This is a genomic window from Alteromonas sp. KUL42, assembly GCF_006538325.1.
Classification (GTDB): Bacteria; Pseudomonadota; Gammaproteobacteria; order Enterobacterales; family Alteromonadaceae; genus Alteromonas.
This window is the reverse complement of record NZ_BJKK01000009.1, coordinates 172463-184588: the sequence shown is the minus strand read 5'-3', so window position 1 is coordinate 184588 and position 12126 is coordinate 172463. Positions and strand designations below refer to the sequence as shown.

At 41.5% G+C, this 12126-nt stretch carries 9 protein-coding genes and 1 pseudogene; 7 read left to right on the top strand and 3 right to left on the bottom strand.

All coding sequences use genetic code 11. The features are described 5' to 3' along the window. The first annotated feature begins 67 nt into the window (after positions 1-67). From EYR97_RS22445 to EYR97_RS13640, 4 genes are all read left to right on the top strand, one after another. A complete protein-coding gene (locus EYR97_RS22445; protein WP_242635083.1) occupies positions 68-691 on the top strand; it encodes an alpha-L-rhamnosidase C-terminal domain-containing protein in 624 nt (207 codons plus the stop codon). A gap of 15 nt (positions 692-706) precedes the next feature. Beyond that, positions 707-3751, top strand: coding sequence for a sulfatase (locus tag EYR97_RS13650; RefSeq protein WP_131094934.1), 3045 nt, complete (start codon positions 707-709; stop codon positions 3749-3751). A 277-nt stretch (positions 3752-4028) separates the two neighbouring features. Next, the gene (locus tag EYR97_RS13645; protein WP_131094933.1) at positions 4029-5288 is read left to right on the top strand and encodes a glycoside hydrolase family 88 protein; all 1260 of its coding nucleotides are present in this window, start codon (positions 4029-4031) and stop codon (positions 5286-5288) included. Between the two features lie 458 nt (positions 5289-5746). Next, the gene (locus EYR97_RS13640) at positions 5747-6922 is read left to right on the top strand and encodes a DUF4932 domain-containing protein (protein WP_131094932.1); all 1176 of its coding nucleotides are present in this window, start codon (positions 5747-5749) and stop codon (positions 6920-6922) included. Between the two features lie 156 nt (positions 6923-7078). On the opposite strand, the gene EYR97_RS13635 is transcribed toward EYR97_RS13640, so the two are convergent. Then, positions 7079-7450, bottom strand: coding sequence for a hypothetical protein (locus tag EYR97_RS13635; RefSeq protein ID WP_181409148.1), 372 nt, complete (start codon positions 7448-7450; stop codon positions 7079-7081). Between the two features lie 393 nt (positions 7451-7843). Here EYR97_RS13635 and EYR97_RS13630 point away from each other — a divergent pair. The 3 genes and pseudogenes from EYR97_RS13630 to EYR97_RS13620 form a co-directional block, all read left to right on the top strand. Then, positions 7844-8056: pseudogene (locus EYR97_RS13630) on the top strand (IS3 family transposase); the annotation flags it as partial. A gap of 158 nt (positions 8057-8214) precedes the next feature. Continuing rightward, on the top strand, positions 8215-8466 hold the full coding sequence (locus tag EYR97_RS13625) for a type II toxin-antitoxin system ParD family antitoxin (RefSeq protein ID WP_131094931.1): 252 nt from the start codon (positions 8215-8217) through the stop codon (positions 8464-8466). After that, the gene (locus tag EYR97_RS13620; RefSeq protein WP_131094930.1) at positions 8459-8740 is read left to right on the top strand and encodes a type II toxin-antitoxin system RelE/ParE family toxin; all 282 of its coding nucleotides are present in this window, start codon (positions 8459-8461) and stop codon (positions 8738-8740) included. Before EYR97_RS13625 ends, EYR97_RS13620 begins: the two co-directional genes overlap by 8 nt. 249 nt (positions 8741-8989) lie before the next feature. Here EYR97_RS13620 and EYR97_RS13615 read toward each other — a convergent pair whose 3' ends face one another. Both EYR97_RS13615 and EYR97_RS13610 read right to left on the bottom strand, forming a co-directional pair. Next, positions 8990-10411, bottom strand: coding sequence for a cellulase family glycosylhydrolase (locus tag EYR97_RS13615; RefSeq protein WP_131094929.1), 1422 nt, complete (start codon positions 10409-10411; stop codon positions 8990-8992). A 178-nt stretch (positions 10412-10589) separates the two neighbouring features. Continuing rightward, on the bottom strand, positions 10590-11933 hold the full coding sequence (locus EYR97_RS13610) for a BNR repeat-containing protein (RefSeq protein WP_258313227.1): 1344 nt from the start codon (positions 11931-11933) through the stop codon (positions 10590-10592). Positions 11934-12126 lie beyond the last annotated feature (193 nt).

The following is a 12126-nucleotide window of genomic DNA, read 5'->3' as shown; positions in this document are numbered from 1 at the left end:
GCAAAACGGCTTTTACAGCAGTAACCCCACGCAGTTTAAAGATGACCGAGCTAATGCAGTTGCAATCTTGTTCGGTTTAGCCGAGGAGTCGCAATACAACTCAATAGTTGACAATGTATTAGTTCCTAACCACTTTGCCAGCCCGCATTTTGAATGGATGGTTTATAACGCTATGGCAATGGCCGGGCGTTACGATGAAGCTCTGTCTAGAATGAAAGAACGTTATGGCAAACAGGTAGCTAACCCAGTTAGGTCTACGTTAACCGAATACATGAACGGCGGGGGAACTGAAAATCATGCATGGAACGCACCTAGCACGGTACTGAGTAAATATATTGCCGGCATAGCGCCAACTTCTGTGGCCTGGAAGACATATCAGATTATGCCTAACATGGCGCACATGAAGCGCATTGAACAACGCGTGCCTAGCGTGCAAGGCGATATTGATTTTGTAATCAGCCGCACCTTAGAAAACCTTACGCTTGAACTTACCTCCCCAGTTAATACAGTGGCCTTAGTCGGAGTGCCTAAAAAATATTTTGATATCAGCAAAATATCCATTAACGGCAAAGTAGTGTGGCAAAACGGGCAAGCTAGAAACAATGTGAGCGGTGTGAAGTTTGTGTCAGAGACATCAAAATACATCAATTTTGAAGTTGACCCAGGCACCTGGGAAATAAACGCAACTTAAGTTTTAGAGGTAGAAATGAGATTAATATTTACATACTTAGCTGCGCTTATGCTTGTGTTTCCAGGTGTATTATTCAGCGTAATGTCTTATGCCAGTCAATCTGGGCAATCTCCTAACATTGTGGTGTTCTTGATTGATGATCTTCGACCTGACTTGGGCGTTTATGGTCACAATCAGGTGCATAGCCCCAATATCGATCAGCTGGCCAGCGAGGGCGTGACGTTTACTCGGGCCTATGCGCAACAAGCGATATGCGGCCCTTCTCGGGTAAGCATTATGACAGGCTTAAGACCAGAGACTACGGGCCTGTATACCATTAGAAAAAATGGGCGACTTAGACCTAATCAGCCAAATGTGGTGTCGATGCCCCAATTGTTTAAAGCCAATGGCTACAAAACCATTAGTATTGGTAAGGTTTACCACAGTACAGTCGACGATGCAGAGAACTGGTCTACTCATATTAAAAAGCTCGATAATTTTTACGCCATTGACGGTAATAAAGAGAAACGGTTTGCTTATGAGGCTGGTGAAGTAGAAGACGACTTTTATAAAGATGGAAAAGTAGCCAGCGATGCCATACGTGCGTTAAAAGAGCTGAAAGACGAAAAGTTTTTAATGTTCGTTGGCCTCAGTAAGCCGCATTTGCCTTTCAACGCCCCCAAACGTTATTGGGACCTCTATGACGGCGACGAGTTTGCAGTGCCAAGTCGAAATAAGCCAAAGGACATGTATCGTCTTGCGCTCACAAACTGGGGCGAGCTTCGAATGTATGGCGGTATTCCTAAAGAAGGCGACGTTGATAATGAACTTACCAAAAAGCTCAGGCATGGATATTACGCATCGGTAAGCTACATGGACGCGCAAATGGGCAGAGTAATGCAAGCACTTAACGAAATGGACCTGCGGGAAAATACCATGGTTGTGTTGATGAGCGATCATGGTTACAAGCTTGGCGAGTACGGTGCGTGGAACAAGCATACCAACATGGAGCTAGATACCCGCGTACCTTTGATTATCAGTCGAGAGCTTTCTCATAGCGCTCGCGTAGCGAATCGAACCTCGTCTGCACTGGTTGAAAATATCGATATTTTTCCCACACTCGCCGAGGCGGCAGGCCTCAATATGCCTGAAGTAGATGGGAAAAGTATGCTGTCTCTTCTCGACAATCCCGATCATTCATTCAAACAGGCTGCCTATAGCTTGTTTAATCGCGGCAAGATTATGGGCGTAACAGTAACAGATGGGCAGTGGCGATATACACAATGGCGAGATGCGGCCACGCAGGAAATAAAGTTTACAGAATTATACAATCATACAGTCACTGACATTGCACAGGTTAATGAGTCTGGAAAACCCACTTTCCAAAACATAGAAGAAAAGTTACGTAAACTTCTGCATGCAAAATTCCCCCTTGATGCTCCCTCTTTTTACCAACAGCGAAACGTCAATAACAAGCAAATGCCGGTCACACTGGTTTCAGATTTTACAGATAATCATGCTCAAATAGGTGAAGTATATGATTTTTTCGACGTTGCGGTGAGAACAGAAAGAGGCAGCCCAAAATCTATACCCGCGACGTTCGGACGTAGGCCTAAGGTAAATACAGTTAGATTGTTAGGGGGTTGGTATAATCAGGATTTATCGGGCGATACCTATTTATGGGACGGTGAGCAGTATATCTATAACTTTGAGGCTGCATTCGCCAAGCTTGATAGTTGGTTAAAGGGCGACTGGGATATATTTCAGATCGTATTAGATAATCCACCTTGGGCCTTTCAGCGAGGCTATAAATTTGTAGAAAAGTCCGATGGTGAACACTATTTATTGAAGGATAAAGTGGGCGTGTATGGAAATGGGCTACCGCCGAACGATGCAACAGCATGGAACAATTACATTCGCGCCTTTATTACCGAACTGGTTGAACGTTATGGCAAAGAGCGAGTGCTTAAATGGCGATTTAGAGTGGGATCTGAAATAGATACCCGGCCACAGCACTGGGCGGCCACGCGAGAGGAATTTTTTGATCACTACAGCAATACAGTAGCAGCAATTAAGACTGTGCTACCTAGTGCAAAGGTAGGCGCTCACTTCAGAGAGGCCTCTCATAAAAGCCAGTATATTGATTATACTGGTAATAAAGAAAATGCCTATGCACCGCATTTTGTTTCCTGGGCAAAAGAAAATAACGTGCCCTATGACTTCTTAGCGATTTCTTACTACCCCCATATAACCCATCCTCACGAAATGGATATGGAAAAGGTTTATGCTAATCAGATAGCACCTATTTTGGAGCATGCAGATTATAATCCGGAAGCTAGCTTTGAAATTCATGAGTATAAATTCATTGTGAAAATGAAACGGGCAGGCTTTGTGAGTGTGGCGACTTCGCATAATTCAGCATTTTTTGCCATGCTCGGTAAAATGATGCTAACCCACAACATTAAAGAAGTTTTTCAGTGGGGTAACGTTCAAGAAGGGTCTTACAGTCCTGAAGCAATGACACAGCTAGCACTGTTTTCAATGGTGGGTAACACGCTCTACGAAAATACCTCAAGTGTTTCTAAAACGCTTAAGGGAAACACGGTGAACGGAATATTTACGAAAAAAGAAGCTGATGAAGGAATTGACGTGCTTACTTTCAGCTTTAATAACGAAAACATGGAAGCTCTCGAACCAGAATTACTTCAAATACATGTTCGCGTTGATAAACCTGCCGGCACACAGTTTCAATATCGCATGGCACAAATTGATAGCGAAACAAATATTGAGCAGCAATTCTTCAATGACTTTCCTAAAGCCATGATTATCGAGCGTGAAGGCGGGTGGCGAAAAGCCGATGCTCATCCTACGGCATCTGTTCGCGATGCTTTAAACCAAACAGGGCAGGACACGTTTCGTGTGCATAGAGAAAAATATGGAAAAGTGACCTCCTTGAAATGGAGTGGCTGGATTGAGGGACGCACTCAACAAGCAAGCAGTGAAACGTCGACAGTGTCAATTGAAGCGTCTATTCCTTCCTTCTCCGTGCAGAAGTACGAAGTGCGATGGGTGAAGGAATAAATATAAGAATCGTGTCGCACGTTTTACGCACGATAATATGGAAATGTTATTACCTTCTCAATCAGTACGAATAAAGCAGCAAGTTTAATGGTTGTTAGAGAAGGGCTTGTAGTTTGAAATGGCTAAACTGGAGCTAGATAGCATGTAAAGATTGCCGTATTTTCTTTAGAAAGCATTTTTTTGGATTGCTAATGACTTAATATGATTGTTTTTGATGAAATTGGGCGGGTTATTGTTTATCCTGTAAAACTAAATTAGTTACAACGGTATGTATTGGATGAACAAAAAACAGCAAACTATTACCTCCATTTTAGCGGCTTGCATTTTATCTGCTTGCAGCGCGACAGATGAGCAAGTTAGCGCTCCGGTAGTAAAAGAAACAGTACCTAACACAGTCACTTATTCTAAGAAAATTGATTGGCCGGAAAATAATGCTAAGTTTTGCGCAGCAGTATTAGATCACGCGACTATTCAGTACGATGGTTTTAGAAAAGCTTATACCGACACTAAAAATGTGCCCAGATCGTATAGCCAAGGAAAAGCAAGGCTAGAACCAATGCTAGGTTGGACTACCGGTTTTGTTGCTGGCAGTTTCTGGAATCTATACGAACATAATCAAAATCAAAGTTGGCTAGACACGGCAACTGAATGGACAACTGCGCTAGAGAAGAATCAATACAATCGCAAAACCCATGATATTGGTTTTATCATCTACGACAGTTTCGGAAATGGCCTGCGATTAACCGACAATAAAGAGTACGAGACGGTTATTGTAAATGCGGCTAAAACCTTGATGGAACGTTACAACCCCAAAATTGGTGTTACCTATTCTTGGAGTTGGGGAACATGGGAATTCCCGGTTATTATCGACAACATGATGAATTTAGAGTTGTTGTATCGCGCATCTGAAATAACTGGTGACCCAGTTTACCGCGATGCTGCTATCAGTCACGCGACAGTAACTATGGAGCACCATTTTCGTGACGATTACAGTTCTTACCACTTAGTCAATTACAATAGAGATACTGGTAAACCTAACTGGAAACAAACTTTCCAAGGCATTGCTGACGATTCGTCATGGTCGCGTGGACAAGGTTGGGGGCTGTATGGTTACACCATGTCATATCGATTTACTCAGAATGAGAAGTTTTTAGAGCATGCTAGAGGAATCGCTAACTATATTCTCAGCCATCCCAATATGCCCGATGATTTAGTGCCTTATTTTGATTACGATGCACCAAAACATGAAGGAACAACCTTGTACCGAGATTCGTCTGCCGCTTCGTTGGTTGCAAGTGCGTTGCTTGAACTATCAACGTTTGTTGAAGGTGCCGAGTCAGAGCGTTACTACGATGCTGCGATGAAAATGCTGCGGACACTATCGTCACCAGCCTATCTTGCCAATATAGGTGAAAACGGCCACTTCTTGTTGAAACAGGCAACGGGTAATTTTCCTGCCAATGATGAATTAAATTCGTCGTTAAATTACGGTGATTATTATTACCTGCAAGCATTGAACCGCTGTAAGGTAATGTAGCATCACTATTGATAACTAATGTCACTAAACCCGTGCATTTAGCACGGGTTGTACAATACCTACTTAGTTTAACCAGCCTTGATTAAAAGAGCTTTATCAAAGCTGTGGGTTCATTAGTGTCAGTAGCTGCGGTTCACGCGCTGGCATTGAAATGGCAGCAGTGTACGTTAAGCCGTCACTGAGGGACTTTGCCCTTAACAACTCATGCTAGTTATATTGTTTTGTTTTTACTCAAAAAGTGGTTTGAGGTGATACATGAACAATCGGGTCATTTTCTAGAATATTGAAGAAAGCTCTAAATCTTGTACACTCCTTAACTACTTTTGCGCAAAAAATACCAGCTCTCTTAATTACTTATTCGGAGTATTTCACACCTTGACTTACAAATAAAATTGCCATTAAATCAATACTTCAAAGTAATACACATATTACATTAGTGGTTCAGGGAACCGCTCTCTATGACAAAGATTAGCATGCGATTTTTTCTGGCTTTCAGTGTTTTCGTACTCTCAGCCTGCCAGCCTTCTAACGTTAATTTTTCAGACGAATACATTTCGCAGAATAAAGATAAATTTATTGTAGTAGTCCCGGAAGTACATGAACTGGCTAATATTATGTTAGCTATTTCGCTAGTAGGTCAGCAAGACAGAAATATGATTAAAATGGATGGAGCATACCATCAAGAAGTACTCAGACATTTTTTACCATTTAGAGATCATCCTGTTATCGATATTATCAATAAACAGATTAAATACGGGTTTAAAACGCTGCCAAAGGGTGATAATGAACAAATTGCAGAGAGTTATAAGCATTACTTCGCGTGGAAAATGAATGCTTGTGGATATATCTACGCAGACGATGAAAACATAATTGATGATGGCGTTATTCACAAAATGGGTTTTAATTACCCAGATGACCCAATAAGGGCTAATGCTGGCCTTATTGAAGACTTTGCTAAAGTCAGCGGCTTTAGAAGGTTTTATATGAAACACTCCAGCTATTACAAAGAGTTAATAAATACATACAAAGCGCTTATTCCTGTCGATAAAATGAAGGTTTGGTTAGAAACTAAGTTCTTAATCTCTTATGGGAGCTACCGTGTTATATTTTCGCCTCTAGTCAACGGTGCCCATTCAACAAGAACCTTTAGGGACAATGGTTTTGAACAAGCGGTTATGTTCATAAGTGCTGCTCGCTATAATTCGAAATATAACGAAGCACTGAACGAAATGCGCTCATCAAGAGTCGTATTTACCGAAATTGATCACAACTTTGTAAATCCAATTTCCAGTAAATACATTGAAGATATTAATCGTATTTTTGCTGATCGTTCGTATTGGACGAATGAAAGTAATGTTGGAACTAATGCCTATTCAACACCTTACAAAGTATTTAACGAATATATGACGTGGGCGTTATTTAGTTTATATGCGATAGACAATTTTGAAGAAAATGACGTTCAAGTTTTTTTAATATCAATGGAAAAGCAGATGGTAAAAGAGCGGGGGTTTAGGCAATTTGACGCGTTCAACCAAGAATTAATTATGGCCTATGCGAATATGCCTGCGGAGAGTTCTATCGTTAGTCTTTTTCCAGTTATCTTAGAATGGGCAGAAAAAACAGTTAACTCTTAATATTGCCAGATTGAGACTTCTTCACTTAGAAAGTGATACTAAAGTCGGAGGCAGCCTTAAACAGAAAAACGTCCGCTAAGTCTCTTACAGCCAACTATTAGCTAAAATAGAGACCTACTCATTTAGACATTAATGAGCAGGCATTTGCTACTTGATTTAATTCTTTGCAGCCGGGTCTGGTTCCCGGTAAATTCCTGGTTCAATTCTTATATCCACTATCTCATCGTTTGTGGGCCATGCGAGCACAACTAGCTGTTGTCTATCAGCATCCCGGATAAAATCGCTGGGTTTTGTGTTGGCTTTAGATGAATAAGCGCGAAAACCAGTTTTAATCGGACTGTGCGTAAGAATTAAATCCTCGCCTACATGAACGGAGAATCCATCAGGGTAGTGACGATCTGCGCTCACGAATATTCTTGATGCCCCTTTACTGTTATCGGTTTTGATATTGAGATCTAACGTACGGGTCGTAACTAACTGAACACCCATTGTAATTTGAAACCAATCCCGCTCCGGTGGGTTTTGCATTCAATGGGCTATAGTTCATCACATTAGCTTCACGCGCGTCCGCATATTTGCTGGTAAAACAGGCATGCTACCCCATCGTGATCAAGAAGCTCCTCGACCACCTCAACAAAGTTGCATCACCAATTACCACGTCACTACCATCCCTATTACCACCACTTCGTGTACCGCCAAAGATAGCGTTTGACGACAGTCTGACAATCCAGAAAGATTTCGACTGGGGGGCTTAATACACAGAAATAATTAACGAAACGCTGACAAGTCTAAGTTTTGTATAGCGCAAGCAGACCTGCGCTCATTTCCACTGTTCTGGCTTACTAGACTGGCATCAATCAATATACCATCTCACTTTAAAGCGACATTTGTGTGGTAATCCCATCAAAGGCATGATGAACCTGCCACGATAATGCGCTAGCAGAGAGCTTCTTCCAACTACTGAAACGCGAAAGGATAAAGAGAAAAATCTATACGACACGTGAACATGCAAGAGCTGACATATTTGATTAAATCGAAATGTCTTATAACTCTAGACGTAAGCACGGAGAAGCAAAATATATGCCTCCACTGGCTTACGAAAAGCTAGAAGAATTCAAAAGAAAATCTGTCTAGCAACGTCTGGTCGATTCACTCTTTGGTTTTGTAGACGGCCATAGGGTACATAAATGCACCTGCTTGGTTGATTAGGAAAAGACGCAATAAGACATTTGCAATACCAATGCTACATAAAGTAGTATTTAATACTACCAACGACAATGCAGGTTAATTTCATGAATATGATTAAAAAGAGCATTACGGTGACGGAAACACAAAATGATTGGATAAAATCGCAACTACAAAGTGGTCACTACGCCAGTGATAGCGAGTTATTGCGCGATTTAATCCGCAAAGAGCAAGCGCGAAACAATGAAATTCAAGCAATTCGGCAAGCACTTTTAGAATCTGAAGAAAGCGGGTTATCGAATAAAACGCCGCAAGAAATATTAAATGACTTTAAAAGGCAGCGTTCATTGAATGTCTAACTATCGGATAAGTGTTGCCGCAGAATACGACCTTACGGCAATACTGGACTACGGAGAGACTCACTTTGGTTTAGAGCAAGCCATTTTATTCTACGAAGGTCTTGCGAGCACATTTGATAAAATAGCCAAAGCCCCAAACCTATACCCGGCGGTAGATGAGATTAAAGAAGGATATCGCCGCGCAATTTATGAAACTTACTCGATTTATTACATCCAGCGACATGAGTTTGTAGAGATAGCGAGGATAATTCGAAAACATCCCTCTGTGTTTTAACATATAGCAATCTAGACTAAGACCTCACTAATAATTTGCGAAGTTAAAACTGTTCTAAATAGACTCTTTAGTGGCGGCTTTCCAAATACCATCATCTTTCAAAACATGAAAACTTAGTGTCCGCTTTTGTCTTCAGCGGACTTTTATTAGCCATGCGAGAAACGTCCGATAAGTATCTTATAGCCAACTGATAGCTAAAATAGAGGCCTACTCATTTAGGCATTAATGAGCAGGCATTTGCTACTAGATTTAGTTCTTTGCCGCCGGATCTGGCTCCCGGTAAATCCCTGGTTCTATTCTTACATTCACTATCTCATCGTTTGTGGGCCAAGCGAGTACTACTAGCTGTTGTCTATCAGCATCCCAGATAAAATCGCTGGGTTTTGTATTGGCTTTAGATGAATATACGCGAAAACCAGTTCTCATTGGACTGTGCGTAAGAATTATGTCGTCGCCGATGTGAACGGAGAATCCATCAGGGTAGTGACGATCTGCGCCCACAAATATTCTTGATGCCCCTTTACTGTTATCGGTTTTGATATTGAGATCCAACGTGCGGGTGGCAAAATGAAACATAAAGTTTCTAATATCGCCAGCAATATACTGCGGATAGGGGCGAGCAATTATATCGGTGATATATTTTCGCTCTACAGTTCCGTCGGCTTGCTTATCAGAGAAAATAGCCCAGGTCGATTCACCGCCTGGCAAGAAATTTTGGTAGCTACGGTTGCCTAGAAACCAAGCTTTAATTGAACCGACACCCATTTGGTCAAAAATTTCTGCAGTACGAATATAAAACTCAATATAGTGCAACTGTTCCTCTACTGATTTGTCGGTAGTAAGTAGCGTGGGAAAGCCCCATTCGCCTACTAAAATTGGCGCTTGAAGTAAGTCCGCTTCTTTATCAAACCGTTCCATAGTTGGAGTGATGTAGTCAATATACTCTTGGTAAATGTGTGGTGCGAAAACAATGTTTTTGCGGTCTATCCTTTCCTTAATTTCCGCGTACTGATTTTTGTTTATTGCTTCACCTTTGTTCATAAAAATAGTTTGAATCAAGAACAACTTTTCGTCGCTGTAGGGCAGTGCGGCATCGATAATTTTTTCGTAAAGTGGAATTAAATAATCGCTAGTTAGCTCGTCATAAGACTGGGTTAGCTCCTTTTTTCTTGGCTCGTTTACTAAGTCATAGCCGATAACTGCATCGTTGTCTTTAAACGCATCCCAAATATGTCGCCATGCACTAATGTACTTTTCTTGAGCATTATTTTGGTTGAAGTATAAATCAGGCCATGAAAAACCTTTGGCGCCATATACCGTTAACTTAAACACGGTTTTAATACCGGCTTCTCTTCCAAGGCGCACAGCACGTTTTAAACGGGCCAAGTATTCTGGTTGAAATTTTGAATCGCCGAATGTACTCAATTTACCTAGTTCTAACCTTACAACTTGTACATTGGCGCCCATTCGCACCATGCGCACATAATCTTCTTGTGAGAAGTTAACTTCTCCACCCGCATCGTTAGTGTTTACTACAAAGCCGCGCGGGATCATGTGTCGGCCTGCTTCATCGCGCAAGCCATGTTTAATGTCTTGTGCAAGTACTACATTATTTGCAAAAAGTGGAAGCAGCAAAGTAAGTAGCAGTGTTCTCAATAGTGATTGTGTCATCTAAAAAACCTCTTGTTGTTCCTATTAGTTTCACAACGGCAGAGCGCAAATGAACGGGTTGTTTTCCATGTGAACGATAGTATCTGTAATAAATGTTACTTTTCGCCTAAAAAGAGTCTGATTTTCTGTTCATAACACCACTGCGCGGTGAACTTTGAAACGAAATTACCTAGCGTTATTACAACGAAAATACTTGTAAATACAAACTACGCCCATCGCCTGTACCTTCAGAGTCTTTCAGGAAGTAGTAAGCCTTGTTGTCTTTAAAAAAGACCACGGCTTTATCGAATACCGGACCTCGCTTGTGTTCGTAGATAGTAGTGAAGGTTTCTGAGTTGTCCTCAGCCTTTGCGATTGCCACATGGCCATTTTTCAACCCAGTAAGGTAGACATCATCCCCGTTACTAAACAATTGCCCGCCAAACGGAACCCGAACGGTAGTGAAGTCCTTTTGTCCGAATTTACGGAATGTGTGCAGGTTTATCTGTTCATTGAACTCAAGGTCTTCTACTTTACTTATGAAGTGCTCATCGCCGCTGTTTGTCACTGTGAAGTCAAATCCGTGAACAATGGAAACGTGGTTCTTTTGCTGTGTTTTAGCCCAGTCTCCAGGCTCTTCAATTTGGATTTTCTCAGAAATAGCTAGTGGAATTTCAATTGGTTCAGCGTACGCACTTTTCCAGTCAAAGACACCATGTGGATCTTCAGAATAAGCGTAATAAATACCGTTTTGATAAAGGTATTTATCTGACGTGTTTTTAGATCGTCGCTGAAACGCTATGCGAAACTTACCGCCGGTGTATTTGAAGTCACCGTATAAACCCCAGTTGTATTCACTACCATGCTCTGAAGCTAAAACCTGGTTGAAGTCATAATATCCATGCCACTTTTTGCCATCGTAACGGGCAAAAAGCATTTTCCCATTTGCTGAAAATCCGTAGCGCATTTTCATAAACAAATCTCCATCCTTTCCTGTGAAAAAAGCAGGGTAGGTAAGAAGTTTTGTCGTATCGATGTCGTCTATGCCATCGAAGGCTAAATGCTTGTAGTGACCAGCACTGGAGTTGACAAATTGTGCCAAAGTAAACTTGTCGTCTGGCACTGAAGCCGCGCCTTCTAAAGAGTAAGAATAACGAAGATAGTCTTGAGAGAACGCTTCCACTCTGCCGTTGCGATGCATGTCGTAAAGCAAGTGAATCGTATCGTTTACGGGGCTTATGCCCACCGCAATAGTATTGTGCGTCTCACCTAACCACCATTTGCCTCTAAACCCTGTGTGCTGGTGGGGAAACTGAATGGTTTTAAGCACACCGGTTTTAGTATTCAGGCGTGAAAGCATGACATGTCGGTTGTTTTTGCCGCCCTTATACCACGTCATAAATACAAAATGCTTGTATACCTTTATGCAGTCACCGTGAGGGGATAGTGCATTGCCAAAAATATAATCGTAGCCATCTGGATTATTGTCAGTATGAGAGCCTTTAACTTTATTTCCGTTGAAAAAAAGCGCGTTGGGGGTCACTAGCACTTCCGTTTCTAATCCTACTGATGCATGGGCACTGAAATTGATTGATAAGCAACATAAGAGAGATAGCGAAACAAGATTGCTCTTAAACAAAATACCTAAATTTTGTATTTTTTTAGCTGAATATAGTAACAATTTCGAACCCTCTTATTTGAGTTTGCGCACGTTTTACACCCAATAATTTAGCGAC

Coding starts and splice junctions, on each gene's coding strand:
- EYR97_RS13650 (WP_131094934.1), top strand. CDS start 707: ATGAGATTAATATTTACATACTTAGCTGCGCTTATGCTTGTGTTTCCA.
- EYR97_RS13645 (WP_131094933.1), top strand. CDS start 4,029: ATGAACAAAAAACAGCAAACTATTACCTCCATTTTAGCGGCTTGCATT.
- EYR97_RS13640 (WP_131094932.1), top strand. CDS start 5,747: ATGACAAAGATTAGCATGCGATTTTTTCTGGCTTTCAGTGTTTTCGTA.
- EYR97_RS13635 (WP_181409148.1), bottom strand. CDS start 7,450: ATGCAAAACCCACCGGAGCGGGATTGGTTTCAAATTACAATGGGTGTT.
- EYR97_RS13625 (WP_131094931.1), top strand. CDS start 8,215: ATGAATATGATTAAAAAGAGCATTACGGTGACGGAAACACAAAATGAT.
- EYR97_RS13620 (WP_131094930.1), top strand. CDS start 8,459: ATGTCTAACTATCGGATAAGTGTTGCCGCAGAATACGACCTTACGGCA.
- EYR97_RS13615 (WP_131094929.1), bottom strand. CDS start 10,411: ATGACACAATCACTATTGAGAACACTGCTACTTACTTTGCTGCTTCCA.